The sequence below is a fragment of the Mesorhizobium sp. WSM4828 genome, assembly GCF_055811175.1.
The window spans coordinates 138,449-164,216 of sequence record NZ_JBVVQK010000008.1; the positions used below are offsets into that span (position 1 = coordinate 138,449).

A 25,768-nucleotide genomic window follows, 5' to 3' on the forward strand; every position below is an offset into this window, starting at 1 on the left:
CCGGACATCAGGGCGCCATGAGCTCGGCGGTCAGGCTCGTTCGTCGACCGCCGAACGCCAGGAGCGCACGTAACTTGTCCAGAGTGGATCGTCCGACGGTTCGGTCCTTTCGCCTCTGCCTTGCGGTGTCCCCTGGTCCGACGCCAGCAAGGCGGCGCCGATGCTGGTGCCTGTTGCAGCCTCGGAGGCAATGACGGCGCGCGCCGTCGCCGCAGCCAGCATGCGGGTGAACAGCCGGTTGCGGGCGAAGGGTCCTTCGACGATGGTTGACCCCTCCGCGCCGATCAGGTCGAGGCAGGTCGCGGTCATCAGCGCCAGGTAGAACGAGATGGCGACAAAGCGCTGGCCGGCGCTCATGCCGTCCGCGTTAAACCATGATGCGGTACGATGCGGAAACGGCCCCGAAACCTGTTGGGTCGAAGGCAATAGGGACGTCTTGCGCGCCAGCACCGTGGCAACATCGTCTTCCGTCCAGTTCTCCGATTGGCCCTCGGTCAGCACGGAAAACTCGCGGCCGCCCATGAAGCGCGCCGAGGGCACGGGATCGCCGAGTGCGTTGACATTGACCAGCGTGTCGCGTGCCGGATCGAGCGTGACCTTGCTGCCGCCGACCGCCATCGACACCACCCAGGTGCCGGTCGAGACGACGGAGAAAGGCGGCTTGCCGGATAGGAGATGCGGCAGCAGCGAGGCGTTGGAATCGTGCAGGCCGCAATACACCGGCGTTTGTGGGTCGAGGCCGGTTTGCCGCGCCAGAGCGGGCAGGATCGGGCCCAGGCGGTCCTTGGCCTGCCGCACCGGCGCCATCAGCCGGCGCCATTGCAGCCGGTCGACCAGCGACGAAAAATCCGCTTTCCACGGGTTCCAAAGATCGGTGTGGCAGCCGAGCGAAGTCACCTCGCTGGCGGCGACGCCGGTCAGGCGCAAGGCCCAGTATTGCGGATACATCAGCATCGCGGCGGTTCTGGCGAAATCCGCCGGAAAGCGCTTCTGCTGCCAGAACAGCTGCGCACCGAGATTGAGGCCGGCCGGCAGGCGCGGCGTGCCGGTCTCGGAGAACGCCGGACGGATCGTGTCATAGTCCCCGGCAAGGGCATCCGGCCCGTCGAATTCGTAGTCGAGCGCCGGCAGCGCCAGTTCGCCAGATGCGTCGACCAGCACGGCCGTTGCGCCATGGGTGGTGATCGATATCGCATCGATGCGCTGCTCGCGATCGATCTCGGCCAGGCTGCCGAGGATAAACGCCCATAACCGCTCGACGTCATGGTGCGGGTACCGGCCTTGCCGAACCGGCTCGTTCACCATCTTGCGCAGCGCGACTTCGCTTGCTGCGGCAAGATCGACCAGCGCCACCTTGGCGTTGGTCTTGCCGATGTCGATGACGGCGACGTGGCGGGTCATTCCATATGGAACATTGTTTCCAGCGGCACCGCCACCGGCTCGTTGTTCGGCCTGGTTTCCATGATGTCCGCCATCTCGGCCCACCAACGCTGCATCACCGGATGCTTCGGCAATTCGTCCATGCCGTGGTCATCGTGTCGCCACAGCACGCCGAACAGTCTGTTGGTCTCCTCGTCGAGGTGGATCGAGTAATCGAAGATATCGGCCTGTTTCAGCAACGCCACGAGTGACGGCCAGATGTCGTCATGGCGCCTCTTGTACTCGGCCTTCATGCCCGGCTTGAGCTTCATTTTGAACGCGTATTTCTCGGGCATCAGGCAAAGCGCTCCCGCCGCACGCGCCGCCATAGGATCGGCAGCGCGATGACGATGATCAGCAGGAGGCCGATGAAGATCGACATGACGATCCCCGGCACGTTGAGCAGGCCGAGGCCGAAGGTCACCAATCCCATGATGAAGGCCGCCAGCACCACACCCAGAATGCTGCCGGCGCCGCCCAGGATGCTGACGCCGCCGAGCACCACCATGGTGATGACTTCGAGCTCGTAGCCCTGCGCGATGGACGGCCGGGTCGAGCCGAGCCGCGATGTGATCAGCACCGAGGCGATGCCCGCCATCAGGCCGGTCAGGCAAAACAGGATGAATTTGATGCGGCCGACACGTACCCCGGAAAACTGCGCCGCGACCGGGTTGTTGCCGATGGCAAAGACCCGGCGGCCGAAGCTCGTCCGGTGCAGAAGGAACCAGTAGACGACTGCCGCGATCAGGAAAAGCGTCAGTTCGAACGACACCACCCACCAGACATAGCCTTGGCCGAAGAAGGCGAAGCTCGCGGGATAGCCCTTATAGGCCTGGTCACCCAGGATGATGAAGGCAATGCCGCGAAACAGGCTCATCGTGCCGATGGTGACGACGATCGACGGCAAGCCGAGCCTGGTGACGAGCAGCCCGTTGAAGGCGCCGCAGCCGAGCCCGACAACGAGGCCGATTGCGACCAGCACCGGAGTGCCGGCGCCGGCCTGCACCGCCATGCCCATCATTGTTGACGCCAGTGCGATGATGGCGGCTACCGACAGGTCGATTTCGCCGGAGATGATCAGCAGCGCCATGGCCAGCGCGATCAGCGCCTTTTCCGTGAAGTTGAAGGTCAGGTCCGACAGCGACCATGGATCGAGGAAATAGGGCGAGGCAAAACTGTTCACGGCAAAAATGGCAACAGCGACAACGACCAGCAGCGCCTCCCAGGAGAAGACCGCCGCGGTGAAAGGCTTGTCGAGCCGATCGGGAATGTGGCGTGGGGCAGGGGCGTCCATCATGCCGCTTCCGCCTTCTTGAGAATGATGCGGCCTTGCCGGCGTTCGCCGCGTGCGTTGAGCACCACGGCCAGGATGATGGCGCTGCCCGAAATCGCCATTTGCCAGAAGGGCGAGATGTTGATGACCGGCAGTGCGTTGGAGATGATGCCGAGGAACAGCGCACCGAGCACCGCGCCGCCGACCGAGCCGATGCCGCCGGCGATCGAAATGCCGCCGATGACGCAGGCGGCGATGATGTTGAGCTCATAGCCATTGGCGACCTCGACCGAGGCGATGACGTAGCGCGAAATCCAGAGATAGCCGCAGAGGCCGCCGATCATCCCCGAGATGCAGAAGACGATGAATTTCGTCCGGCCGACATCGATGCCGGCATAGACCGATGCGGTCGGGTTGACGCCGATGGCGTAGATCGAGCGGCCGAGCGCGGTGCGCGTCATCACGAGGAAGAACAGGGCGATAACCAGCATCGCGATCCAGGACAGCACCGGAATGCCGAGGAAAGCCGCGCGCTGCAGGCCGATGAAATCAGGGCTCATCTGGTCGGCATTGACCCAGGCGCCGTCTGATATGACGAAGGTGGCGCCGCGGTAGATGGTGAGCGTGCCGAGCGTCACCACGATCGAGGGAATGTTCAGCCGCCATACCAGCAGGCCGTTGATGGCGCCGAGCACCAGGCCGACCAGAAGTGCGATGACGATCAGCAGCGGGATCGGGATTGCCGGATGCGCGGCGTTCAGCATCGCCACCACCATGCCGGTGAAGCAGAGATTGGAAGCCATCGACAGGTCGATCGAGCGGGTCAGGATGACGACCATCTGGCCCAGTGCCAGGATCATCAGGATCGACGTGTCGTTGAACACCTGGCGCAGATTGGCCGGATCGGCAAAACCTGGAAAACGCGTTGAGATCAGCCCGATCAGCACGACGATTGCCGCCAGCAGCCAGACCTCGCGATATCTGAGAAAAGCCTTCATGCCGCGATCCCCGCTGCCGTCCTGACCAAGGTTTCGGCGTCGAGCCCCTTATTGTCGTAGACCGCGGCAATGCGGCCCTCGCGCATGACGACGACGCGGTCGGACATGCCGAGGATTTCCGGCAGTTCGGACGACACCATGATCACCGACAGGCCTTGCGCGACGAGCTCGGCCATGAAGCCGTGCACGGCTGCCTTCGAACCGATGTCGATGCCCTTGGTTGGCTCGTCGAGGATGATCACCTTGGGCGCGGTCGCCAGCCATTTGGCGATGACGATCTTCTGCTGGTTGCCGCCCGACAGCGTGCCGACATCCTGGCTGAGCGAAGAAGCGCGCAGGTCGAGCCGCTCGGTATAGGCGCGGGCCAGGGCGAACTCTTCCGCCAGCCGCAACATGCCGGACTTGGATGTCCGCTTGAGCGAGGGCAGCGAGACATTCTGGAAGATCGGCAGGCCGATCACCACACCTTGCTTGCCGCGCTCCTCCGGCACATAGACGATGCCGGCATTGATCGAATCCGCCGCCGATTTCGGCGCGATCGCCTTGCCCTCCAGCGTGATCGTGCCGCCGCTGGTGCGGGTGATGCCTGATATCGCCTGCATCACCTCGCTGCGCCCGGCGCCGACAAGGCCGTAGAAGCCGAGGATTTCGCCCCTGTGCAGTTCGAAGCCGATGTCGTCGAACTCGGTCGGATGCGACAGGCCGGAGACGGCGAGCACCGGCGCGCCGATCTCGGCCTTGCGCTGCGGAAAGATGTGATCGACCGAGCGGCCGACCATCATGCGCACGATCTGGCTCTGGCCGGCGTCCTTGATCAGGCCTTCGCCGACCATCTCGCCGTCGCGGAACACGGTATAGCGGTCGGCGATGCGGTAGATCTCATCGAATTTGTGGCTGATGAACAGGATCGCCTTGCCGTCGCTCTTGAGGAATTCGATCAGCAGGAAAAGCTCCTCGATCTCCTTCATCGAAAGTGCTGCCGTCGGCTCGTCCATGATGACGATCCGCGCGTCGATCGACATGGCGCGGGCAACCGCGACAAGGTGCTTGTTGGCGATGCCGAGATCCTTCAGCCTGGCATCGGCGTCGATATGGCCGGCGCCCATCGTGTCGAGCACCTCGCGGGCATTCTTGCGCATGGTACGCCAGTCGATGGTTTTGAAACGCGTGCGCGGCGCATGGCCGAGGAAGATGTTTTCGGCCACCGTCAGGTCGTCGAACAGCACGGTTTCCTGGTGGATGGCGGTGATGCCATGCCCGAACGCGGCGTGGGCGCTGGGCAGCGTGACCGGCTGGCCGTCGATGCTGATCGTGCCAGCATCAGGCTGGTAGATGCCGGTCATGATCTTGACCAGCGTCGACTTGCCGGCGCCGTTTTCACCGATCAGCGCGGTTACCTGGCCGGGATAGAGCGACAGGCCGACATCGTGCAGCGCCCGCACGCCGGGAAAGCTTTTCGAGATGCCGGACAGCGTCAGGCGCGGTCCGGAAAACAAAGGCGCTTCCTTCGCCATTTCGTGTTGGGCTGTCGTGTCCATAATCGTATCAAGCCCTGAAGCAAGGTTCGTTTGAAAGCGCGGCGGAACCTGAGCCCCGCCGCACCGTTTCGAAGGCTCCAGGATCAATAGATCTTGGAGAACTTTTCGATGTTCGACTTGTCGAACTGGAAGGGCGGAGCCATCGCAGCCGAGTTGGTGTCGTCGAGCGTGACTTTGCCGACGCGGCCGATCGACAGCGTAGCACCGGGCTTGGCTTCTTCCTTCTTCACCGCCAGATCATGGGCGAGGTAGACGGCCGAATAGCCGAGATCGATCGGGTTCCACAGCGCAACCGCCTGGCTGGCGCCATTGTCGATGAACTTCTTGAACTCCGACGGCAGCGCCAGGCCGGTGACGTTGACCTTGCCGATCAGGCCTTCATCGGTCACCACCTGCGCGGCGGCAACGACGCCCACCGTGGTCGGTGCGATGATCGCCTTGAGGTTCGGATAGGACTTCAGCAGGCCCTTGGCTTCGTCCGTGCTCTTGGCCGAGTCGTCGTCGCCATAAACGGTGGCGACGAGTTTGATCTTGGGGAACTTCTCCGGCAGCACCTTCTTGGCCGCGTCGATCCAGGCATTCTGGTTGGTCGCGGTCGAAGAAGCCGACAGGATGGCGACATCGCCGCCTTCCGGCAGGTAGTCGGCGGCAAGCTTGATGATGGTCTCGCCGATCAGGTTGGTATCGGAGGGGTTGAGGTGAAGCTGGCGTCCTTCCGGCGCGACGCCTGAATCCCACGAGATGACGGTGATGCCGCGCTGCATCGCCTTCTTCAGCACCGGCACCAGCGCGTCGGCGTCGTTCGCCGAAATGGCGATGGCATTGACCTTCTGGGCGATCAGCGAATTGACCACTTCGATCTGTGCTTCGGCGGTCGCCTTGGTCGGGCCGGTGTAGATGATGTCGACATCGCCGAGCTCCTTGGCCGCCTCTTCGGCGCCCTTGTTGGCGGCGTCGAAGAAGCCGTTGCCGAGCGACTTCACCACCAGCGCGATCTTGACGTTTTCGGCATAGGCGGCATTCACGAACATGGCAGCGGAGAACGCCGCCGTAACCATTAATTTCTTCAGAAAGCTCATCGAATATCCTCCCTTGAGCGTTGCATTCCATCGCCGCTGCGGGCGTGAGTGGTTCTCAGGCCTGCAGCGAAGATTCTTCCTTGTTGGTTGCCGTTGTGCGGGCGATGATCAGCGTCACGCCGGCGGTCTCCAGCATCTTGGCTTCGCGATCCTCGATGGCGTCGTCGGTGATCACCGTGGCGATGCGCGACAGGCCGCACAGGATCAGGCTCGAGCGTTTGCGGAACTTCGAGGAATCGACCAGCACCACCAGCTCGTCCGCCTGGTCGATCAGCTTCTGCTCGGCCTGGATCAGCAGCGGGTCGCCTTCCATCAGACCGAGCGGCCCCAGCCCTTGCGCGCCCATGAACATGCGGCGCGCGTAGAAATTCCGCGTCACGTCATTGTCGAACGGCGACAGGATGATGTTCTGCTCGCGGTAGATGGTGCCGCCCGACAGCATCACCGTGTTCTTGGAGTGCCTGAGCAGGTGCTCCGCGATCGGGAAGGAATTGGTGAAGATCGGCATGCGGCGGCCGGTCAGGAAGTGCACCATCTGGAAGGTGGTGGTGCCGCCATTGATGATGATCGGTTCGCCGTCCTTGCACAGCTCCACGGCTTCCCGCGCGATGGCCCGTTTCTGCGAAGCGTTGATCGTCTCGTTGACGGAAAACGGCCGTCCGGCAAGGCCGATGAACTGCGGCGGCGAAAGCGCCTCGGCACCGCCGCGCACCCGGCGTAGGCGCTTTTGCACATGCAATGCGGCGATATCGCGCCGGATCGTCGCCTCCGACGACTCCGTCAAGTCGACCATCTCCTGCACCGTCACCACAGGTTTTTCCTGGACGGCGGACAGAATGATCCTGTGGCGCTCTTTCTCGTGCATGGTTCCTCCCTGCCTGAGCATCTAGGCACCCTAAACGCGCAGTGTCAATCATTTCCGATCAGATAATTTCATTGTGCAGTGCAATATGATTGATGTTGATCGTTTGTGATTGACAAGACGGCCGCTTGCGTAGAAATTCGCACAAAAGGGACCCGCGCCGTTTGCGTGTCCCAAAGGGAGGATACCTATGCTCGACAAGCGCTCCGGCACGCGCCTCGCCAATCTTTGGGATGACGCAAAAGCGCAAGAAATGAGCGAGCCCGAACGTCTGGTCTATCGCTCGAACGTTCTTGGCTCCGACAAGCGCGTCACCAATTATGGCGGCGGCAACACCTCGTCCAAGATCTGGCAAAAGGATCCGCTCACCGGCGAGAGCGTGGAAGTGCTGTGGGTCAAGGGCTCGGGCGGCGACAGCGCCTCGATTAAAACAGACGGCTTCGCCACGCTCTACATGGACAAATTGCGTGCGCTGAAAGGTCTTTATCGCGGCCTCGAACACGAAGACGAGATGGTCGGCTATCTGCCTCACTGCACCTTCAATCTCAACCCGCGAGCGGCTTCCATCGACACGCCGCTGCATGCCTTCGTGCCGAAGCCTTATGTCGACCATATGCATCCCGATGCCATCATCGCCATTGCCGCCGCCAAGGATTCGCAGGCGCTGACCAAGGAGATCTTCGGCGACACGATCGGCTGGCTGCCATGGAAACGTCCGGGCTTCGAGCTCGGCCTGTGGCTGGAGAAATTCTGCCTCGAGAACCCCGAAGCCAAGGGTGTCGTGCTGGCCAGCCATGGCCTGTTCAGCTGGGGCGACACGCCGAAGGAATGCTACGAGACGACGATCTCGGTGATCAATCAGGCGATTGACTGGTTCGAGCGCAAGAGCCAGGGCAAGCCGATCTTCGGCGGCGAAGTCGTCAAATCCCTCGATGCGCCGGCGCGTCGCGCCGTCGCCGCAAAACTGATGCCGAGGATCCGTGGCCTGGTCTCGGAGAACAGCCACAAGCTCGGCCATTTCGACGATTCTCCTGCCGTGCTCGAATTCGTCAATTCCAGGGATTTGCGGCCGCTGGCGGCACTCGGCACGTCCTGCCCGGACCACTTCCTGCGCACCAAGATCCGGCCGCTGGTCATCGAGTTCGACCCGAAAAATCCCGACGTCGATGCCGTCATTGCCCGCCTTGCCGACGATGTGGCTGAGTATCGCGTCGGCTATCAGGCTTATTATGATCGCTGCAAGCACGCGGATTCGCCGCCGGTGCGTGATCCCAACGCCGTCGTCTATCTGATGCCCGGCGTCGGCATGTTCACCTTCGCCGGCGACAAGGCGACGGCGCGCATATCGGGCGAATTCTACGTCAACGCCATCAACGTCATGCGCGGTGCCTCGACGGTGTCGACCTATGTCGGCCTGCCCGACCAGGAAGCCTTCGACATCGAATACTGGCTGCTCGAAGAGGCAAAGCTGCAGCGCCTGCCGAAACCAAAAACCCTTGCCGGCCAGATTGCACTGGTCACCGGCGGCGCCGGCGGCATCGGCCGGGCCACCGCCAACAGGCTGCTGCGCGAAGGCGCCTGCGTCGTGCTGGCCGATATCGACGAAGCAGCTCTCGCCAGCGCCAATGACGAGCTGGCGAAAGCCTACGGCAAGGATTTCTTGCGGCCCGTCGTCATCAACGTCACGTCCGAGGATCAGGTGATCTCCGGTTTTGCCGAGACGGCAGTCGAATTCGGCGGCATCGATATCCTCGTGTCGAATGCCGGTCTGGCAACGTCGGCGCCGATCGAGGACACCACGCTGGCCCTGTGGAACAAGAACATGGACATCCTGTCGACCGGCTATTTCCTCGTTTCGCGGGAGGCGTTCCGGCTGTTCCGGGCGCAGAAGATCGGCGGCAACGTCGTCTTCGTCGCCTCCAAGAACGGGCTTGCCGCATCGCCAAACGCCGCCGCCTATTGCACGGCCAAGGCCGCCGAGATCCATCTGGCCCGCTGCCTGGCGCTGGAAGGCGCGGAAGCGCAGATCAGGGTCAATGTCGTCAATCCCGACGCCGTGCTGCGCGGCTCGAAGATCTGGACCGGCGAGTGGAAGGAACAGCGCGCCGCCGCCTACAAGATGTCGACCGACGATCTCGAAGAGCACTACCGCTCGCGTTCGATGCTGAAGCGGTCGGTGTTCCCCGAAGACATCGCCGAGGCGATCTATTTCTTCGCCTCCGACATGTCGGCAAAATCGACCGGCAACATCATCAACGTCGACGCCGGCAACGCGCAGAGTTTTACGCGATAAGCGACCGTCTTTGAGGGTTGCGCTGCCCCTCATCCGCCTGCCGGCACCTTCTCCCCGTATAGTGACGGGGAGAAGGGAAGCGCTCCAGCGCCGGTGATCCCCGTCTCCCCGTTCTTTACGGGGAGAGGGTAAGGGTGAGGGGCAGCGCCGACCAACGCAAATTGGGAGGAAACCACCATGTCCGAAACCATCATCTCCGCCGACCTCGTCGACAGGCACAATGCCGCGCGCGATGCAGATCTCAGACGCGACTACGAGTCTCTCGGCGAGCGCCTCGACCGCCGCGGCATCGCCATCGATGCCATTCGAGACAAGGTCGAGAAATTCGCCGTCGCCATCCCGTCCTGGGGCGTCGGCACCGGCGGCACCCGCTTTGCCCGCTTTCCCGGCGCCGGCGAGCCGCGCGACATTTTCGACAAGATCGAGGACTGCGCCGTCATCCGGCAATTGACGCAGGCGACGCCGACCGTCTCGCTGCACATTCCCTGGGACAAGGCCGATCCGAACCGGCTGAAGCAGGCGGCATCCCGCTTCGGCCTCGGCTTCGACGCGATCAACTCCAACACCTTCTCCGACGCCAGGGACCAAAAACTTTCCTATAAGTTCGGCTCGCTGTCGCATGCCGACGCGGCGACGCGCCGGCAGGCGGTCGAGCACAATCTCGAATGCATCGACATCGGCAGGACGCTGGGCTCGAAAGCGCTGACGGTGTGGATCGGCGACGGCTCGAACTTTCCCGGCCAGGTCAATTTCGCCAAGGCATTCGAGCGCTATCTCGACGCGATGAAGGAGATCTATGCCGGGCTGCCGGGCGACTGGAAGCTGTTCACCGAGCACAAGATGTACGAGCCGGCCTTCTATTCGACCGTCGTGCAGGATTGGGGCACCAACTACATCATCGCCACGGAACTCGGCGACAAGGCGTTCTGTCTGGTCGACCTTGGCCATCACGCCCCCAACGTCAACATCGAGATGATCGTGTCGCGGCTGATCCAGTTCAAGAAACTCGGCGGCTTCCATTTCAACGATTCGAAATATGGCGACGACGACCTCGACGCCGGCTCGATCGATCCTTACCGCCTGTTCCTGGTCTTCAACGAACTGGTCGATGCCGAGCTTGCCGGTGCCGAAGGTTTCGATCCGGCCCACATGCTCGACCAAAGCCATAACGTCACCGATCCGATCGAAAGCCTGATGCTGTCGGCGATCGAGGTGCAGCGCGCCTATGCCCAGGCGCTGCTGGTCGACCGCAAGGCGCTCGAAGGTTTTCAGCACGCCAATGACGCGCTGATGGCGACGCAGACGCTGAAGACAGCCTATCGCACCGACGTCGAGCCGATCCTCGCCATGGCGCGGCTGAAGACCGGTGGCGCCATCGATCCGGTCGCCGCCTACCGCGCCGCCGGCTATCGGGCGAAGGTCGCAGCGGAACGGCCGGCGGTGGCGAGCGTCGGTGGCGGGATTGTTTGAAGTTGGGTGAAAATGAAAAACCCGCCACGAAAGGCGGGTCATTGGAGCCAATTAGCACCACAGCCGAATTAGTAGCATAGCTGCCGGCACAAAGCAAGAACAAAATTGCTGAGGTGTGAAAAATGCTGACAGCCGCAATGAAGCGTGGCCTTGCTAAACGCTGCGGCGCTCAGCGGTCACGGCATGGATCCTAGGGTCTCCGCGACGTCGCTTCGCTCCTGCTTCGCCCTAGGATGACGAAGGGAGGAGGAGTCTTCAGCTAACCTCGAAAGCTCGAGGTTCGCCATGGCAGCACCTTCTACGCAGCGGTGCCAACTGGCAATCTCCGACATCTGCGATTAGCCTTTGCCTCTACGCCTTCGTCATCCTAGGGCGAAGCAGGAGCGAAGCGACGTCGCGGAGACCCTAGGATCCATGCCGTTACATCAGCCGAAGATCGCAACGTTGGTTACGAAGCGTGCACGCCCCGCCGTATCTTTCCATTAATGTCAGTAGACTCAACCTCGCCAAGCGCGTTTCCTAGGCCTACCCCACGCCTCGGAGAACGGCCATGCACAACACCCGCCGAACCCTAATCGCCGTCAGCCTTTCCCTCACCCTGACCTTCGTACCTTTCCTCGCCTTTGCCGCCTCGCCGCAGCCGGCGAAGGGCGAGCACGGCATGGTTGTAACCGCCCAGCATCTTGCGTCTGAGGTCGGCGTCGAGGTGCTGAAGAAGGGGGGCAATGCCGTCGATGCCGCGGTCGCCGTCGGCTATGCGCTCGCCGTGGTGTATCCGACCGCCGGCAATATCGGCGGTGGTGGCTTCATGACCATCCGCTTCAAGGACGGCCGCTCGACCTTCCTCGATTTTCGCGAGCGCGCACCGCTGGCCGCGACCAAAACCATGTATCTCGACAAGGACGGCAAGCCGGTGAAGGGCGCCAGTCTTGACGGCTACCTCGCGGTCGGCGTGCCGGGCTCGGTTGCCGGTTTCGAGTTGGCGCGGGAGAAATACGGCACACTGACGCGGCAGGACTTGCTGGCGCCGGCCATCCGCTTTGCCAAAGAAGGTTTCGTGCTGGAGCAGGGCGATGCGGCCTCGCTCCGGGGCGGCGCGGAGCGGTTGGCGAGGGACCCAGCGGCGGCAGCCATTTTCCTCAAGCCGGACGGCAAGCCCTATACTGTCGGCGAGCGCCTCGTTCAGCCCGATCTTGCGGCTTCGCTTGGCGCCATTTCCGAGCGCGGTGCGGATGCATTCTACAAAGGCGCGACCGCCGACGCCATCGTCAAGGCGAGCGGCGAGAAGGGTGGCATTCTGGCCAGGGCCGATTTCGAAAACTATGCGGTGCGTGAGCTCAAGCCGGCGACCTGCAATTATCGCGGCTACGAGATCATTTCCTCGCCGCCGCCGAGCTCCGGCGGCGTCATCATCTGCGAGATCCTCAACGTGCTTGAGCTCTATCCGCTGTCCTATCTCGGCGCCGGTTCGGCCGAGACGGTTCACGTCATGGTCGAGGCGATGCGCCACGCCTATGTCGACCGCAATTCGGCGCTCGGCGATCCCGGCTTCGTCGATAATCCGGTCGCAAAACTGCTCGACAAGAATTACGCCAGGGAAATCCGCGAAAAGATCGATCCGTTCCGGGCCGGCGTCTCGCAGGAACTGATGCCGAAGGGCTTTGGCGAAAGCAGCGAGACGACGCATTATTCGATCATCGACAATGACGGCAACGCCGTCGCGGTAACCTACACGCTGAACGGCTCTTTCGGTGCCGGCGTTGTCGCCGCCGGCACCGGCATTCTGCTCAATAACGAGATGGACGATTTCACCCAGAAACCCGGAGTGCCTAATCTCTATGGCCTGGTCCAGGGCGAGGCGAATGCGATTGCGCCAAAAAAGACGCCGCTGTCGTCGATGAGCCCGACCATCCTCGCCAAAGACGGCAAGCCGTTCATGGTCATCGGCAGCCCCGGCGGTTCACGCATCATCACCATCACGCTGGAGGCGATCGTCAACGTCGTCGACCACGGCATGAACATCCAGGAGGCCATCGACGCACCGCGCGTCCATCACCAATGGTTGCCCGACACGGTCTATATCGAACCTTTCGGCCTGTCGCCCGATACCGAAAAGCTGCTTACCGGCATGGGCTACCACCTCGATCTTGCCGACACGACCTGGGGCCAGGCAGCCGGCATCCTGGTCGGCGGCAAGAGCCTGGCGGAAATCGAGAAGGGTGGTGGCGCCCGCTACAATGGCGCCATCGACAGCCGCGCCGCATCCGGCAAGGCTATCGGGTATTAGACCCCAAAAAGTGGGAACCGGTTTTCGGATAAGATCATGGTCAACAGGAAGATTTCGCTCTGAATCAGGTGACCAGCGCGATCGTCGACGCTATCAGCATCAGTGCCGCGATGCCGACGAACAGCGCGTAGATGCGCGGCCGGTCGAGCAGAAGCGCATTGCCGGATATCCATGCTGCGGTGGCGCCGCCAAGCGCGAAAAAGAAGGTGCTGCGGCGCCCGAAGCTCAAGCCGGCAGCCATCAGGCCACCGATGATCAGCGCGCCGAACACGATGATCACGGCGACTGCGTATTTTTCGAAATCGTTGCTGCCGGCGCTCGGGCCGATCGCGTTCAACCTCGACAGATCGTCCGGATCGAACGGGCTGGTCGACCCATATTCGTCTTGACCGACAGGCTCATGCATTATTCGTTCTCCGCAAACCGACAGCAAATCATCAAGCCTCGCCGAGCGCAACCGCTCGCCGAATGTGATCGGCACGGTGTTCAACACTTTCTGACGGCGGCTTGCCAGAGATTTTTGAATTCGCGCTTGGATCGCCGCCCCGCTGCGCGGCCTGGTCAAGCGCTTCGCCCGAGCTGAATCTTCATGCTGCCCTGGCCAAAGACTGCGTTGCCTGAACGGAAGCCCCAAGCACCGCCTGTGCGGTGTCGGCCTGCCTTTCATCGACATGCGCCAGCACCAGGATCACACCTTGTGCTGCATCCGGCTTGCCCGGCTGCTTGCCGATATCGGACAATGTGCCGAAAAACCTGCCGGCAACGCAGCCCAAGGCTGTACCGACGAGGGCCGATGCCAGCCATCCCGCGCCGAGGGGATCGATGCCGGGAATATTGAAGGCGCCGAGGCCGGCCAACAAACCCGCCGCCGCGCCAAGGGCGGCACCGCTGCCTGGACCGCGCAAGACGGCGCCGATTTCGTCGTCGTAGGGTCCGATGACACTGATCTGGTGGCGCGCAATTCCTGCCGCCTGAAGTGCTTCGACGGCTCGCGCCGCCTGGTCATGGGAATCGAAAAGTCTGCTGATTGTTCGCATTGAAACTGCCTGTGAGGCCCCCCGGCCCTCCACGGTACGGCGGGGTTCCTGCCGAGCGACGACGCCGAGCAACCCCTGACGCATGCGTCGCCCGCCGCTCATTTCTGAGCGGCGGGCGATGGCTGCCCGAAGCTTTCACGTCATTCGATGATCTTGACGATCTTGCGCGTGCCGGGGTCGACGACGACGGTGCGGTTGTCGACGACGACATAGCGGTATTTGACGTTGGGGACTTCATGAAGCTCGACGGTGTCGGGGAGTGTCGAGCCGATATTGAGTTCCACCCCAGGGATTTTCACCGAGGCCAGCGGCTGCTTTTTCACATACTCCCTGATGACGGTTTCCTGCTGCGGTTCGATGACAACGTCTTGCGCCGCAGCGGCACCGACGCCTGCCAGCAGCAAAAATCCCGCCACTGCGGTGGAAAGATGCATTCTCATGGTCGTCTCCTTTGCGAACTCGGTCCGCTCTTCGCGCCAAGGCTCATTCGAACGGAAGGCAGCTGAAAACGTTCCGTCGACGGGGCTTCGGTCCCGCCCGGCAGGGACCAACCGACGTAGCGCCGCAGGACTTAAGTCTGATCCTTGCGCGCAAAGGGTGGGTTTGCCGCATCACCCGGAACCGTGGCGGCGCGTGGCCGTTGCTGGCTGCACGTTCCGGGAGGATTCCATGGAAAAAGTCGACGGTTGCTCGCACCGATCTTGGCTGTTTCCATTCCGATCGAACCCGGCATCTGCGCAGCCCTGTCCCTTCCTGCGCCGATAGGGTTCGCGCGTCACTTTGTGGCGGGCGAACCCTCAAATTGCTGCGTGCACCAAAGTTGATCCCCTGAAGCGAAGAGAAGGGGCGAGGAGAACAGAAATGGCCGACGACAAGACCAAGCGAGACTTCAGTGATCGCAATCGCGTTTCGGCGGATGGGTATTATGAGGTCGAATACTTCGCGCGGGAAAATGGTGTCTCGCCCAGCCAGGTGAGTAAGCTGATCAAAAGGACCGGCGGCGACCGGATGATCCTCTCGCAGGCGGTGAAGGCATTGCGCGAGCGCAAGTGAGATGGCGGCGAAGCCAACGGTGGAGAGGCATTGATCGCGATTGGCCGAGATCGCGGCCAGCTATCGACAACGTGCCCGGATGCCGCCGCTTCGGCCAAGCGCAATGCCCCGCTACTTCTTCGATTCCGATGAAGACGGAATCGTCTATTCCGACGATCAGGGAACGTTGTACGACGATTTCCCGCTGGTCAGGAAAGAAGCCCTTCGCTCATTGGCGGAGATGGCCAGGGATGGCCTTCCTCATCGCAGGATTGCAGTCAAGGTCCGGAACGACTATGGCGGCCTGGTCCTTGAAGTGGCTTTGACCTTTGCCGCCGAAACGCGGCATTTCGACGAGCGGATTTTCCAGATCGACTTGCGCAGGAGGTGACGCCTCGATCGTCATCGCTCCGACCATGAGATTTCTGGTGCAGCCGGCATCTTCCCTAGACCGGAACATTAGAAGTCTCTAATTGTTATCCTGAGCAGCGGGAACCTCCCGGGTTTCTGCTGCAGATCGGGGTGCAACCCGGTCGGCCCGCGCCCTCCGCCAGAGGCGCGGGCTTCGTTTGTTTAGCCGATGCGCAACGCCGTTCGGCAGCAGCATATTGGAAACCTGCGGGAGCACTCGTAACATCAGTCGCTACCGTGGCGCCCTGGCGCCCAGGCAACGGAGCCCGTCGTCCGACAGGGCGGCGGGCTTTTTTGACGCGGGCCGCTCCTCACGCAACCGGTGGAATTCTGGCCGGCGCCGCTTCGGGTAGCATGGGGTAAGATGCCCTGACGCAGCGCCGGCCAAGCGGAAATCAGGTCCGCCGCAGCCGGATAGTAGCCGCACTGGCGCAACACGTAATTGCGTGATCGCGGAAGCTACACCAATGCAGAGCACTGCCAGCAGCCCCGGCCTGCCCAGCGGCTGAACCGTGGCATTCATTCATTCTGACGATGCATCGGACGCCCGGACGGCGGAAATTGGACGCCACGCTCGCTCTCGATTCAGCGGCCGGCGATGTCTCCTGCAGATTTCCGACGAAAGGCCATTCTATCCCTGTCGAGCCTGGATTCTTATCAGGTCGTGGCAAGGATTGCCTTTCCGGCCGCGTTTGCCGGCGTTCTGCTGTTCGCCCTTCTGCCGGAGCAGCTCCTGCAGGGTCTTGGCCTGTCTTTCGCGGTTGATCACGACAAACTCAATCACGCCGGCGCCTTCGTCGTCCTTGCGGCTCTCGGAAGTCTCGGCTGGCCGGAACACAAGGCGAAGCTGATCGCACTCCTCGTTCTCACGGGCGCAGCGATCGAGGGTCTTCAGGCCGTGCAACTGATAGGGCGCGACCCGGATCTATTCGACTGGGTGGCCGACTGCGCGGGAATCGCGGGCGGGCTGACAATTGCAGGCTGGACAAAGCGGCTCGCCGGCGGATTGCCATAGCTCGAAAGCGCATGACAGAATCGGCGCGCCCGTGCCCCAATAAGGGGAAAATGGCCGGCGCCACTTGGGGGGCGCGTTGGGGTAAGTTGCCTGATGGGGCGCCGGCCAGGCGGAAAAATCAGGTCCGCCAGAAAGTAGCATAGCAGGAACGGCAATGCGCGGCACTAGCGTGATCGCGGAAGGTCCGCGTTCGCGCCTCCGGTGCGGTGACCCGTTTTGGATCAACAATTCTGGCACCTGAATTGCACTGTAGGCACTGCCGGTAACCCCGGCAACGTCCCCGAATATGGGGCCTCGCCGCTTCGCAAATGGGGCGGCGGGCCTTTTTGCAGGACGCCGCCAAGCGGCCGATCAGCGGCATAGCCGATTACGGGTTTTGTCTGCCCGATTTTCCCTACCAAGCGCTTATTCTCACAACAGAAATTCCAACGCGCGCAAGCATCGGTGCTTGACACAGGTTCAGACAACTGGATAAGTGGATACACAGATACGCTCTGATCGGACCCAGGACATGGCAGCAGACGCAATCGAGCCGTTGGGCATCACGACCGCCGAGGAGGAGGCTTATCGCCACATCCAGCGGGCCCTGAGGATGGGGCGTTATCGGGCCGGGGACCGGCTGATCCCGGAAGAGATCGCGACGGAAATCGGCATGAGCCGCATGCCGGTTCGCGAAGCATTCCGCCAACTGGCCGCGGAAGGTCTCGTGGTCATTCGCCCGAACCGTGGCTGCATCGTCGCCGGGCTTACCCTCGATGAGATCTACGAAACATTCGAAATACGCTCGGTGCTCGAAGGGCTGGCGGTAAGGCTTGCCATGCCGCACATCGATGTCGAAGTGCTTGAAGAACTGGAACGCCAGCTCGACCGCATGGAGCGCGCCAGCCAGACCGGCAGCAGCGACTGGGTCGTGCGCCACCAGGCTTTCCATTTGCAGATTTGCCAATTGAGCAACAGACCCAAGCTGGTCCGGCAGATTGCCAGCCTGCACGTCGTGATCGAGCCCTACCTGCGCATCTGGTTCGACTACGTCGACAAGCCCGCCAGCGCGCGCGCCGAGCACGAGATCCTGATCGACGTGCTGCGGTCAGGTGATGCCGGCAAGGCTGAGATCGCCATGCGGGATCATATCGTCGAGACGGCGCCGCTTCTGGCCAACTTCGCAAGTCCCGGCCGCCGCTAGGAAATATCATCTGACTCGTTGAAGCCGGAAGATAATCCGGCACGACGAAAGGGAACTGCCATACCGGCAAAAGAGGAGAATGACATGAAAGTTAGCCGCATCGCAGCCATTGCGTCGGTCCTGTTCGGCCTGGTCCAGGCCGCCGTTGCACAAGAAACACCAAAGGCAATTACCATTGCCACCGAAGGGGCCTACGCGCCCTGGAATTTCACAACAGCCGACGGCAAGCTGGACGGCTTCGAAGTCGATCTCGCCAATGATCTGTGCGGGCGAATGAAGATCGAGTGCAAGATCGTCGCACAGGACTGGGACGGCATGATCCCCGCGCTGACCGTCGGCAAGTTCGACGTGATCATGGCGAGCATGTTCATCACCGAAAAACGTCTGAAGGTCATCGACTTTACCCAGCCATATGCGGTGGATCCCTCAGGTTTCGCGGTCGCCAAGGATAGCGAACTGGGCAAGCTCGGCATTTCCAATGAGCGGTTCAAGCTGGAGAATGAAGCCTCTGCGCAGGCGGCAATCGACAAGCTCAAGCCATTGCTGAAGGGAAAGATCATTGGCGTTCAGGCCGCAACGGCGAACCTGGAATTTGTGAAAAAATACTTCTCGGACGTCGCCGAGATTCGCGAATACAAAACCACCGAGCAACACGATCTCGATCTTGCCGCGGGTCGCATCGACGCGCTCTTCGCACAGCAGACAGCGCTGGCCGCCACGCTGAGCAAACCGGAGTTCAGCGACTATACGCTTGCAGGACCAGGATTTGTCGGGGGTCTCTTCGGTCTTGGCTCCGGGGCCGGTATCCGCAAAGAGGACACCAAGCTGAAAGACATGCTCAACGGGGCCATCGACGCCGCGACCGCCGACGGCACGATCAAAACCCTGTCGCTTAAATGGCTCAAGAGCGACGTCACTCCAGTCAAGTAAGCGCTTGTCGGCGAACGGCCATTCCTGACCACGTTCCGGAGCTGAGCCGTTCGTCCTGCCGGGGGTATCAATGGTTGACGCATTCCGGCTGCTTGGTTTCCAGCACGGAGGTTGGGGGGCTGCTCTTCTCGTGGCGGCCTCAGTCACAGTGCTCCTGTCTGTGCTGGGCTTTGCGCTTGGCGCTGTGTTCGGTGGGCTGGCAGCGGCCGGGCGTCTGCGCAACTCCAAGGTATTGAGGTTCTTGGCCCTTGGCTATTGCACGGTTTTCAGGGGCGTGCCCGACCTTCTGACCATTTATCTGCTTTACTATGGAGGAAGCGTCGCCCTGACCTCGCTTGGTCATAGCCTGGGCGGATCTGGATTCGTCGGCGTTCCAGCCTTTGCCACTGGAACATTGGCCATCGCGATCATCTCGGGCGCCTATCAAGCCGAGGTCTATCGAGGGGGTTACCTCGCCATCGACCAGGGACAGCACGATGCCGCTTGCGCGCTTGGTCTCAACCGGCTGCAGCGGCTGCGACAGGTTATTTTTCCCCAGCTCCTGAGATACGCGCTGCCGGGTCTCGGCAATGTGTGGCAGTTGGTTCTGAAGGACTCCTCGCTGATATCGGTAATTGGCCTCGTTGAACTGATGCGCCAGGCACAGGTCGCTGCAGGTTCGACCCGTGAACCGTTCGTCTTCTACATTGCTGCAGCCTTGCTCTATCTGGCTATCGCTTCCGTCACCGGCCATGCCTTTTACCGTCTGGAACGAAAGGCGCCGTGGCGCGTCCGGTCGGCATGATAGATTTCAGTTTTTTCCTCGAGATCCTGCCGAAGCTCCTTGCCGGCCTGCCGCTTACGATGGAACTGGCCCTGACTTCCATTGTTGCCGGCTTCGTTCTTGCCGTCACATTGGCGCTTGCCCAGCAATCGGAATCGCCCTTCGTCGTCTTGCCGATCCGTGGCTTCGTTGCCGTGTTCAGGGGCACGCCTCTGCTGGTGCAGATTTTTCTGACCTATTATGGCCTTGGTCAGTTCCGGCACCAGCTGTCGGCAATTGGATTATGGGCCGTTTTCCGCGAACCCTACTGGTGCGCAATCATCGCGCTGACACTCAACACTACCGCCTATGGCAGCGAAATCCTGCGCGGCGCGATTCAATCGGTGCCACGCGGCCTTGTCGAGGCGGCCCGGTCTGTCGGCCTGTCCACCTCTCTGACCTATCGGCACGTTATCCTGCCGCTGGCCTTTCGCCAGGCGCTGCCGAGTTACGGCAATGAAATCATCCTGATGATCAAGGGCACGTCTCTGGCTTCCATCGTGACCTTGATGGAGGTGACCGGAATTGCCCAGGGATTGATCTCCCAGACCTACCGCGCCTTTGAAGTCTTCATCTGCGCGGGCGCCATTTATCTCACTTTGAACTTCGCGATCATCCGTGCCTTGGCGGCACTCGAATACTGGATGTCGCGGCATCTGCGGCACCGCCCCTCGACGATGAGCGACGCCGCCTCTTGATCACGATCAGAAGGGCATAGCATGCGAAATTTTGAGAAACCCACGCGCTCGGTCGTCGTTTCACGCGAGGCCATGGCCGCCACCTCTCATCCGTCGGCGACCCTGACGGCAGTCGAGGTCATGGCGGCCGGCGGCAACGCCATGGATGCCGCCATCGCAGCCTGCGCGGTGCAATGTGTCGTCGAGCCAGCCTCGACCGGCATTGGAGGCGATTGCTTCGCTCTTCTGTCGCGAAACGGATCCGGCGAGGTCATCGCCTATAACGGATCGGGCAGGACACCCGCCGCCCTCACAATTGACTGGTTCCTCGAACGTGGCATGGCCGAGGTGGCCCGCAATTCTCCTGGCTCCGTCACCATCCCGGGAGCGATCGATGCCTGGACCAGATTGCACGCTGATCATGGGCATATGCCCTTCGATCAAATCCTGGCCCCCGCTATACGTTTCGCCGAGGAAGGCTACGCCATTTCACCGCGGGTCCATCGTGACTGGGCGTTGGAGGAAGAACTTCTGGCCTCCGATGTTACCGCGAAACGGATTTTCCTGCCAAACGGCCGCGCGCCACGCGTTGGCGAAGTACATCGCCAGCCTGAGTTGGCTGCAACGCTGCGGCTGATCGCCGAGAAGGGACGCGAGGCTTTCTACACCGGCCCAGTGGCCGAAGACATGGTCGCCTATCTTCGTGGGCTCGGCGGATTGCACACACTCGAAGATTTCGCCTCGGCAACAGGCGAATACGTGACCCCGATCAGCACGGCGTTTCGAGGCTGCGATGTGTTCGAATGTCCGCCGAACGGCCAGGGTGTGATCGCGCTGCTCATTCTAAACATCCTCTCGCGCTTCGAAGCCAAGGGGGACCCGCAATCCGCGGACCGGCTTCATCTGGAAATCGAAGCGACACGCCTCGCTTACGCCGCGCGTGACCTGCTCGTCGCCGATCCAGACACGTCCGAAGTCCCGGTGGCCGACATGTTGTCGAATGCCTGGGCCGATCGTCTGGCCGGCATGATTGACCTAAAGCGCGCCCGCGCGGATCTGCCGGGGTTCGATATGCCGCTGCACAGCGACACGGTCTATATTTCCGTTGTCGACAAGGATCGCAATGCGGTCAGTTTCATCAACTCGGTCTTCGACAGCTTTGGCTCGGGCCTGGTCTCGCCACGCTCCGGTGTCGTCTTGCACAATCGCGGGCAAAGCTTTTCGCTTGACCCCAGGCACCCCAATGCGGTGGCGCCGAACAAGCGGCCTTTGCATACCATCATACCCGGGATGCTTGCGAGAAGCGGCCGGGCAGAAATGCCTTTCGGCGTTATGGGTGGCTACTACCAGGCAATGGGCCACGCGCATCTGCTGACGAAGGTGCTCGACTTCGGCATGGATCTGCAGGAGGCGATTGATCTGCCGCGGGTCGCCCCCGTCAGCGGCACGATGAAGGTCCAGGCCGAACACGGGCTCGCTGGCGAAACCGCGACTGAACTTAGCCGACGCGGTTTCGAAATCATTCCTGCGACGGACCCGATCGGCGGTGCGCAGGCCATCCGCATCGATTGGGCAAACGGGACGCTGCTGGGTGGTTCCGAACCGCGCAAGGACGGCTGCGCCCTCGGTCTGTAGAGCGGTTGTGCCAGAGCGGGTTCCAAGATGCTGAAGACGTCTTCATCGACATTTGGCCGGCGAGCAGGGGTCGCTGGCGCCATGGTCCAGATAATTCTTGCACGCCGAACCACCGACACGCGGATTTTCAGTCCGCTGTCGGTGATTGATATTGTTCAGATTTTAGGCCGAATGTCGCGTTTGTGTCGCGTCAAGCCAAAAGCGCCCGCTCGGCCTGAACTCGTTGCCCTGTTCAGCGCCCAAACGCGCGTGCCGTGGTGCCGACAGTCATTCAGATGGATGATGGTATGGTTCGGCACTCACAGTAAGCTCCGATCCCCAGGCGATTTAGAGACTTTCTGAGGTCCATGTATGGGCGCAAGCGGCGCGACGACGGAGGTGTTGGCGCAGGCGCCGGGGTCGGCGTCGTCGAGGCTCGCACGCCTGGAAGCCACCACGACCGACGTCGACCAACGGGCAACCGAGGGGCGCTCGATCGATCAGGAGATGGCACCGGCGATCGAGAAGCAATTGCAAGTTCTCACGTCAACCGGCAACGCTGTCGCGGCTCAACAGGCGGGACTGCACGCCATGGAAAGGCAGTCTTCCGCCGCATCGCATCTCCTCCAAGGCTTTTTTCGGCGTCAGCAGGATGCCAGCGAGCGGGGTCAACTCGGCCAGGCGGATGCCAGAGTGTTTACGCTCGCCACACCGCCGGAGCGGGCGAGTTCGCTTCATCCGATCTTTCTGCTTCCTGTTCGGGAGATCCCTACATGATTATCGAGTTGTTCGGTCCGCCTGGCGCAGGCAAGACGACCCTTCTACGCGCCCTTTGCCGTGAGCTGGCGAAACACGAAATCCGTGTGAAGACCGTCAACGGCTATCGCCGGATTGATTTTGTGTCTTTCGGCAGCGAAGTCGATTCGGTCGAGGATGAAGGCCCGGAGACACGCCATGGCATCCAGCGTCTGGTGCACAAGCTCGCCACCGCGAGTCCGGTCTTGTTCTCGACCCCGCCGAGCGAGGGGGCCGCTGCGCGGCTTTTGGCATCGATCCCTCCAAAAAGTCGATTATGGGCGTTGCGTCTGAAGATCGACGTCGTTTTGCTCTTCGAAGCCTGGAATACGGCGCAGGCCTCAGAAGGGTACTTCATTTTCGAAGAGGGCATCGTTCAGGCGTTGTGTGCGCTCGTCCTGTTGGGACGAGATCAAAGTATCGACATGGTTCGTAATTGCCTGACGTTCCTGCCGCGACCGGATCTCCTCATTCAAGTCGACGCGCCCGGGGAAACGCTGCGCCACCGCCTCATTGAGCGGTATGCGCGGCAGCCGTACCTCGAGCGCCTTCTCGAAGTCGGAGTGGTCAGGGGCCTGAAGCAAGCGGATATTGCGAGGGAGATCGGCCAATGCCTGCAAGACAAATGGCCGCTGATGCGTGTCGACGGCCTCGACCCACGCAATTTCGAACAGGTCGTCGCGCGCATCGTGGGACACGCATTGCCCGCGACGGCATGCGTCGGGCCAGACTAGAGGCGCGAGTTGCATGGTGCTCACGGTGAGATCGTTCGTTGGCATTCGCAGATTTCTGCGGGCGCAGTGGCGACCGGTAGGGAGCGTTCATGAGAACCGTGCACCCGCTCGTCCGGATTACCGCGCAAGCCACCAGACGGCTGGGTACGGTGCCCATTACTCCGACACGTTCCGGTCCGGCTACTATGCAGCTCTGTGGTCGGGTATCGAAAAGCCTTTGGTCGAACGTACTCTCCTGCCTGTCGGCGGGCCGAACCGGAAATGCCTGGACTTCGCATGCGGCACAGGCCGCATAGCAAATATCGCAGCTCAATTTTTTGGTGAAGTCGTCGGCGTTGACATCTCCCAATCCATGCTGGCTAGCGCACGGGTTCCGAAGAACGTGAAATTGGTCCGCGCGGATCTTACGTTCTCTCCGCTTGCCGAAAGGTTCGACGTGGTCACGGCATTCAGATTCTTCCTCAATGCTGAAGATGAGCTCAGGAAGGATGCACTGTCGGCCATCAGCGCGCATTTGAACGAAGGTGGATTGCTGATCTCGAATATCCACATGAATGCGACCTCGCCAATAGGGCTGGTCTGCCGCATTCTGAACCGTTATGCAGGAGGGACAGTCCGCCACACTTTGAGCATTAAACGATACGAGCAGACGCTCATCGCAAATGGCTTTATTGTCGAGCGGATAGTTGGGTACGGTTTTTTGCCGCGACCCGGGAATTTGCTGCCAAGACTCTGCGAAATATTGATCGTGCCGTTTGAAAGGATGTGCGCAAGTACCAGGATTCCGGCGGGGCTTGCGCAGAATTTCCTGGTGGTTGCCAGAAAGCGGTAAAGCCGGCGGGCACATGAAACCGAGCATTTGCCATGGGGCCGGTCTTTGTTGAAGCTATTGGCAGGAAAGTATCGAGTGTTGTTTTTGGCTGCGCTTCGCTTGGCTCAATCAGTTCGCAACGCGGCGCGACATGAAATGCCATAAGTCGCCAAGTTGGCGACATCGCAAGCCATTGATTTCATATGAGTGCCCTTCCCGAGAGATGGGTGACAGTTCATTCCGAGCACATGGGTTACACAATCGGGCTTTTTGCGGGAGAGCAAAAATGCCCTGGAAGGAGTGTAACCCGATGGATGAGCGTCTCAAGTTCGTCGCCCGCCTACTGGACGGCGAGAAGATGGCACAGCTGTGCCGTGAGTTCGGCATCTCACGCAAGACCGGCTACAAGATTCTTGGCCGCTACAATAACTGTGGGCTGGAAGGGCTGACGGACCGCTCGCGCCGACCTTACCGGCACGCCAATCAGCTTCCTTTCCAAATCGAGAAGCTGATTGTGCGTGCCAAGCAGGACAAGCCGAACTGGCGCGCGCCGAAGATCAGGGAGCGGCTGGCTCGGCTCTACCCGGATGTCCACACGCCGGCGATCTCAACGGTGCATGCGGTGCTCGACCGCCACGGCCTGGTCAAACGCCGCAGGCGCCGTCGCAACAGGGCGGAGGGAACCGCGCTCTCGCATGGCTGCCAGCCCAACGACCTGTGGTGCGCCGATTATAAGGGCGAGTTCATGCTCGCCGATCGGCGTTACTGCTACCCGCTGACAATCAGCGATTTCGCCAGCCGCTATCTATTGGCCTGTGAGGCGCTCCACACCACCAAGGAGGCCTATGCCTTCACGGTGTTCGAGAGAGTTTTCAAGGAGTTCGGCCTGCCCAGCGCGATCAGGACCGACAACGGTGTGCCTTTCGCCAGCCCCAATGCCCTCTTCAACCTGTCCAGGTTGTCGGTCTGGTGGCTGAGGCTCGGCATCGAGATCGAGCGCATCAAACCGGGCAACCCGCAACAGAACGGCCGCCATGAGCGCATGCATTTGACGCTCAAGCTCGAAACCACCAAGCCGGCCGGCGCCAACTTCCTGCAGCAGCAGGCCCGCTTCGACGACTTCGTCGAGGAGTTCAATACCGAGCGCCCGCACCAGGCGCTCGATATGGCTTGCCCAGCCGAGCGCTACAGCGCCTCACCACGGCCCTATCGCGGACTACCCGACCTCGAGTATCCCTTCCACGACAAGGCGGTCACCGTCACCACCTGCGGCCGCATCTGCTTCGACCGTAAGAAGATCAATCTCAGACTCGTCTTCGCTGGCCAAAAAGTCGGCATCAAACAGGTCGACGACCGAATCTGGTTGGCTAGCTTCATGGATTATGATTTGGGATACTTCGACGATGAGACATGCAGGCTCGAACCACTTCAAAACCCCTTCGGGCCAAAAGTGTTACCCATGTCTTCGGTATAAACCGTAACCCATGTGTCCAGAATGGACCTGAGGA

The 25,768-nt window shown here is 61.4% G+C and carries 25 protein-coding genes; 15 read left to right on the plus strand and 10 right to left on the minus strand.

Annotated features, from left to right (window positions below):
* Nucleotides 1–30 precede the first annotated feature (30 nt).
* The 7 genes from AC0L2X_RS12075 to AC0L2X_RS12105 all read right to left on the minus strand — a co-directional run bounded on the left by AC0L2X_RS12075 (nucleotide 31) and on the right by AC0L2X_RS12105 (nucleotide 7,172).
* Nucleotides 31–1,401: an FGGY-family carbohydrate kinase gene (locus tag AC0L2X_RS12075; RefSeq protein ID WP_473556260.1), complete on the minus strand. Its 1,371-nt coding sequence runs from the start codon at nucleotides 1,399–1,401 to the stop codon at nucleotides 31–33.
* Nucleotides 1,398–1,715 carry an L-rhamnose mutarotase gene (locus tag AC0L2X_RS12080; protein ID WP_473556258.1) on the minus strand — a complete coding sequence of 106 codons (318 nt, stop codon included), beginning with the start codon at nucleotides 1,713–1,715 and terminating at the stop codon, nucleotides 1,398–1,400. Before AC0L2X_RS12080 ends, AC0L2X_RS12075 begins: the two co-directional genes overlap by 4 nt.
* Complete coding sequence (locus AC0L2X_RS12085; RefSeq protein WP_473556257.1) at nucleotides 1,715–2,716, minus strand: ABC transporter permease; 1,002 nt, start codon at nucleotides 2,714–2,716, stop codon at nucleotides 1,715–1,717. The genes AC0L2X_RS12080 and AC0L2X_RS12085 overlap by 1 nt, the downstream gene beginning before the upstream one ends.
* Nucleotides 2,713–3,690, minus strand: a complete 978-nt coding sequence (locus tag AC0L2X_RS12090; protein WP_473556254.1) for an ABC transporter permease — start codon at nucleotides 3,688–3,690, stop codon at nucleotides 2,713–2,715. The genes AC0L2X_RS12085 and AC0L2X_RS12090 overlap by 4 nt, the downstream gene beginning before the upstream one ends.
* The gene (locus AC0L2X_RS12095; protein WP_473556253.1) at nucleotides 3,687–5,228 is read right to left on the minus strand and encodes a sugar ABC transporter ATP-binding protein; all 1,542 of its coding nucleotides are present in this window, start codon (nucleotides 5,226–5,228) and stop codon (nucleotides 3,687–3,689) included. The genes AC0L2X_RS12090 and AC0L2X_RS12095 overlap by 4 nt, the downstream gene beginning before the upstream one ends.
* Before the next feature lie 83 nt (nucleotides 5,229–5,311).
* Nucleotides 5,312–6,307 (minus strand): rhamnose ABC transporter substrate-binding protein, encoded by a 996-nt coding sequence (rhaS, locus tag AC0L2X_RS12100; RefSeq protein ID WP_352448664.1) that lies wholly within the window; start codon nucleotides 6,305–6,307, stop codon nucleotides 5,312–5,314.
* Between the two features lie 55 nt (nucleotides 6,308–6,362).
* Nucleotides 6,363–7,172, minus strand: a complete 810-nt coding sequence (locus AC0L2X_RS12105; protein ID WP_352488252.1) for a DeoR/GlpR family DNA-binding transcription regulator — start codon at nucleotides 7,170–7,172, stop codon at nucleotides 6,363–6,365.
* Between the two features lie 187 nt (nucleotides 7,173–7,359).
* Here AC0L2X_RS12105 and AC0L2X_RS12110 point away from each other — a divergent pair, with 187 nt between their 5' ends.
* The 3 genes from AC0L2X_RS12110 (at nucleotide 7,360) to ggt (AC0L2X_RS12120) (ending at nucleotide 13,219) form a co-directional block, all read left to right on the plus strand.
* The gene (locus AC0L2X_RS12110) at nucleotides 7,360–9,462 is read left to right on the plus strand and encodes a bifunctional rhamnulose-1-phosphate aldolase/short-chain dehydrogenase (protein ID WP_473556249.1); all 2,103 of its coding nucleotides are present in this window, start codon (nucleotides 7,360–7,362) and stop codon (nucleotides 9,460–9,462) included.
* 177 nt (nucleotides 9,463–9,639) lie between these two features.
* Nucleotides 9,640–10,932: an L-rhamnose catabolism isomerase gene (gene rhaI, locus AC0L2X_RS12115; protein ID WP_473556248.1), complete on the plus strand. Its 1,293-nt coding sequence runs from the start codon at nucleotides 9,640–9,642 to the stop codon at nucleotides 10,930–10,932.
* A 550-nt stretch (nucleotides 10,933–11,482) separates the two neighbouring features.
* Complete coding sequence (gene ggt, locus AC0L2X_RS12120) at nucleotides 11,483–13,219, plus strand: gamma-glutamyltransferase (RefSeq protein ID WP_473556245.1); 1,737 nt, start codon at nucleotides 11,483–11,485, stop codon at nucleotides 13,217–13,219.
* Nucleotides 13,220–13,283: 64 nt separating this feature from the next.
* Here ggt (AC0L2X_RS12120) and AC0L2X_RS12125 read toward each other — a convergent pair whose 3' ends face one another.
* The 3 genes from AC0L2X_RS12125 to AC0L2X_RS12135 form a co-directional block, all read right to left on the minus strand.
* Nucleotides 13,284–13,625, minus strand: coding sequence for a hypothetical protein (locus AC0L2X_RS12125; protein WP_292663955.1), 342 nt, complete (start codon nucleotides 13,623–13,625; stop codon nucleotides 13,284–13,286).
* A gap of 181 nt (nucleotides 13,626–13,806) precedes the next feature.
* The gene (locus tag AC0L2X_RS12130; protein WP_473556243.1) at nucleotides 13,807–14,256 is read right to left on the minus strand and encodes a hypothetical protein; all 450 of its coding nucleotides are present in this window, start codon (nucleotides 14,254–14,256) and stop codon (nucleotides 13,807–13,809) included.
* Nucleotides 14,257–14,396: 140 nt separating this feature from the next.
* Entirely contained in the window at nucleotides 14,397–14,696 is a 300-nt protein-coding gene (locus AC0L2X_RS12135; RefSeq protein WP_473556242.1) for a DUF1236 domain-containing protein, read from the minus strand.
* A gap of 421 nt (nucleotides 14,697–15,117) precedes the next feature.
* Between AC0L2X_RS12135 and AC0L2X_RS12140 the strand changes: the two genes are divergently transcribed.
* From AC0L2X_RS12140 to AC0L2X_RS12195, 12 genes are all read left to right on the plus strand, one after another.
* Nucleotides 15,118–15,309 carry a DUF3606 domain-containing protein gene (locus AC0L2X_RS12140; protein WP_473556239.1) on the plus strand — a complete coding sequence of 64 codons (192 nt, stop codon included), beginning with the start codon at nucleotides 15,118–15,120 and terminating at the stop codon, nucleotides 15,307–15,309.
* A 40-nt stretch (nucleotides 15,310–15,349) separates the two neighbouring features.
* Nucleotides 15,350–15,679, plus strand: a complete 330-nt coding sequence (locus AC0L2X_RS12145) for a DUF6894 family protein (RefSeq protein ID WP_473556238.1) — start codon at nucleotides 15,350–15,352, stop codon at nucleotides 15,677–15,679.
* Nucleotides 15,680–16,363: 684 nt separating this feature from the next.
* The gene (locus AC0L2X_RS12150) at nucleotides 16,364–16,714 is read left to right on the plus strand and encodes a VanZ family protein (protein ID WP_473556237.1); all 351 of its coding nucleotides are present in this window, start codon (nucleotides 16,364–16,366) and stop codon (nucleotides 16,712–16,714) included.
* A 511-nt stretch (nucleotides 16,715–17,225) separates the two neighbouring features.
* Nucleotides 17,226–17,897, plus strand: coding sequence for a GntR family transcriptional regulator (locus tag AC0L2X_RS12155; RefSeq protein WP_473556234.1), 672 nt, complete (start codon nucleotides 17,226–17,228; stop codon nucleotides 17,895–17,897).
* A gap of 84 nt (nucleotides 17,898–17,981) precedes the next feature.
* A complete protein-coding gene (locus AC0L2X_RS12160; RefSeq protein ID WP_473556232.1) occupies nucleotides 17,982–18,827 on the plus strand; it encodes a transporter substrate-binding domain-containing protein in 846 nt (281 codons plus the stop codon).
* 70 nt (nucleotides 18,828–18,897) lie between these two features.
* Nucleotides 18,898–19,611: an ABC transporter permease gene (locus tag AC0L2X_RS12165; RefSeq protein ID WP_352488268.1), complete on the plus strand. Its 714-nt coding sequence runs from the start codon at nucleotides 18,898–18,900 to the stop codon at nucleotides 19,609–19,611.
* Nucleotides 19,608–20,327 carry an ABC transporter permease gene (locus tag AC0L2X_RS12170; protein WP_352488573.1) on the plus strand — a complete coding sequence of 240 codons (720 nt, stop codon included), beginning with the start codon at nucleotides 19,608–19,610 and terminating at the stop codon, nucleotides 20,325–20,327. The genes AC0L2X_RS12165 and AC0L2X_RS12170 overlap by 4 nt, the downstream gene beginning before the upstream one ends.
* Nucleotides 20,328–20,348: 21 nt before the next feature.
* The gene (ggt, locus tag AC0L2X_RS12175) at nucleotides 20,349–21,941 is read left to right on the plus strand and encodes a gamma-glutamyltransferase (protein WP_473556229.1); all 1,593 of its coding nucleotides are present in this window, start codon (nucleotides 20,349–20,351) and stop codon (nucleotides 21,939–21,941) included.
* A gap of 351 nt (nucleotides 21,942–22,292) precedes the next feature.
* Nucleotides 22,293–22,697 (plus strand): hypothetical protein, encoded by a 405-nt coding sequence (locus tag AC0L2X_RS12180; protein WP_473556228.1) that lies wholly within the window; start codon nucleotides 22,293–22,295, stop codon nucleotides 22,695–22,697.
* Nucleotides 22,694–23,449, plus strand: a complete 756-nt coding sequence (locus AC0L2X_RS12185; RefSeq protein ID WP_473556226.1) for an AAA family ATPase — start codon at nucleotides 22,694–22,696, stop codon at nucleotides 23,447–23,449. The genes AC0L2X_RS12180 and AC0L2X_RS12185 overlap by 4 nt, the downstream gene beginning before the upstream one ends.
* Before the next feature lie 13 nt (nucleotides 23,450–23,462).
* Nucleotides 23,463–24,281, plus strand: coding sequence for a class I SAM-dependent DNA methyltransferase (locus AC0L2X_RS12190; protein ID WP_473556224.1), 819 nt, complete (start codon nucleotides 23,463–23,465; stop codon nucleotides 24,279–24,281).
* Between the two features lie 265 nt (nucleotides 24,282–24,546).
* Nucleotides 24,547–25,734, plus strand: coding sequence for an IS481 family transposase (locus AC0L2X_RS12195; protein ID WP_473556222.1), 1,188 nt, complete (start codon nucleotides 24,547–24,549; stop codon nucleotides 25,732–25,734).
* Nucleotides 25,735–25,768: the final 34 nt, after the last annotated feature.

Excerpts from the sequence above, each read along its gene's own strand:
- AC0L2X_RS12090 (WP_473556254.1), bottom strand. The coding sequence starts at position 3,690 with ATGAAGGCTTTTCTCAGATATCGCGAGGTCTGGCTGCTGGCGGCAATC.
- AC0L2X_RS12130 (WP_473556243.1), bottom strand. The coding sequence starts at position 14,256 with ATGCGAACAATCAGCAGACTTTTCGATTCCCATGACCAGGCGGCGCGA.
- AC0L2X_RS12135 (WP_473556242.1), bottom strand. The coding sequence starts at position 14,696 with ATGAGAATGCATCTTTCCACCGCAGTGGCGGGATTTTTGCTGCTGGCA.
- AC0L2X_RS12080 (WP_473556258.1), bottom strand. The coding sequence starts at position 1,715 with ATGCCCGAGAAATACGCGTTCAAAATGAAGCTCAAGCCGGGCATGAAG.
- AC0L2X_RS12160 (WP_473556232.1), top strand. The coding sequence starts at position 17,982 with ATGAAAGTTAGCCGCATCGCAGCCATTGCGTCGGTCCTGTTCGGCCTG.
- AC0L2X_RS12140 (WP_473556239.1), top strand. The coding sequence starts at position 15,118 with ATGGCCGACGACAAGACCAAGCGAGACTTCAGTGATCGCAATCGCGTT.
- AC0L2X_RS12075 (WP_473556260.1), bottom strand. The coding sequence starts at position 1,401 with ATGACCCGCCACGTCGCCGTCATCGACATCGGCAAGACCAACGCCAAG.
- ggt (WP_473556245.1), top strand. The coding sequence starts at position 11,483 with ATGCACAACACCCGCCGAACCCTAATCGCCGTCAGCCTTTCCCTCACC.
- rhaS (WP_352448664.1), bottom strand. The coding sequence starts at position 6,307 with ATGAGCTTTCTGAAGAAATTAATGGTTACGGCGGCGTTCTCCGCTGCC.
- AC0L2X_RS12105 (WP_352488252.1), bottom strand. The coding sequence starts at position 7,172 with ATGCACGAGAAAGAGCGCCACAGGATCATTCTGTCCGCCGTCCAGGAA.
- AC0L2X_RS12170 (WP_352488573.1), top strand. The coding sequence starts at position 19,608 with ATGATAGATTTCAGTTTTTTCCTCGAGATCCTGCCGAAGCTCCTTGCC.
- AC0L2X_RS12155 (WP_473556234.1), top strand. The coding sequence starts at position 17,226 with ATGGCAGCAGACGCAATCGAGCCGTTGGGCATCACGACCGCCGAGGAG.
- AC0L2X_RS12085 (WP_473556257.1), bottom strand. The coding sequence starts at position 2,716 with ATGATGGACGCCCCTGCCCCACGCCACATTCCCGATCGGCTCGACAAG.
- AC0L2X_RS12125 (WP_292663955.1), bottom strand. The coding sequence starts at position 13,625 with ATGCATGAGCCTGTCGGTCAAGACGAATATGGGTCGACCAGCCCGTTC.
- ggt (WP_473556229.1), top strand. The coding sequence starts at position 20,349 with ATGCGAAATTTTGAGAAACCCACGCGCTCGGTCGTCGTTTCACGCGAG.
- AC0L2X_RS12095 (WP_473556253.1), bottom strand. The coding sequence starts at position 5,228 with ATGGACACGACAGCCCAACACGAAATGGCGAAGGAAGCGCCTTTGTTT.
- AC0L2X_RS12110 (WP_473556249.1), top strand. The coding sequence starts at position 7,360 with ATGCTCGACAAGCGCTCCGGCACGCGCCTCGCCAATCTTTGGGATGAC.
- AC0L2X_RS12180 (WP_473556228.1), top strand. The coding sequence starts at position 22,293 with ATGGGCGCAAGCGGCGCGACGACGGAGGTGTTGGCGCAGGCGCCGGGG.
- AC0L2X_RS12190 (WP_473556224.1), top strand. The coding sequence starts at position 23,463 with ATGGTGCTCACGGTGAGATCGTTCGTTGGCATTCGCAGATTTCTGCGG.
- rhaI (WP_473556248.1), top strand. The coding sequence starts at position 9,640 with ATGTCCGAAACCATCATCTCCGCCGACCTCGTCGACAGGCACAATGCC.
- AC0L2X_RS12195 (WP_473556222.1), top strand. The coding sequence starts at position 24,547 with ATGCCCTGGAAGGAGTGTAACCCGATGGATGAGCGTCTCAAGTTCGTC.
- AC0L2X_RS12185 (WP_473556226.1), top strand. The coding sequence starts at position 22,694 with ATGATTATCGAGTTGTTCGGTCCGCCTGGCGCAGGCAAGACGACCCTT.
- AC0L2X_RS12165 (WP_352488268.1), top strand. The coding sequence starts at position 18,898 with ATGGTTGACGCATTCCGGCTGCTTGGTTTCCAGCACGGAGGTTGGGGG.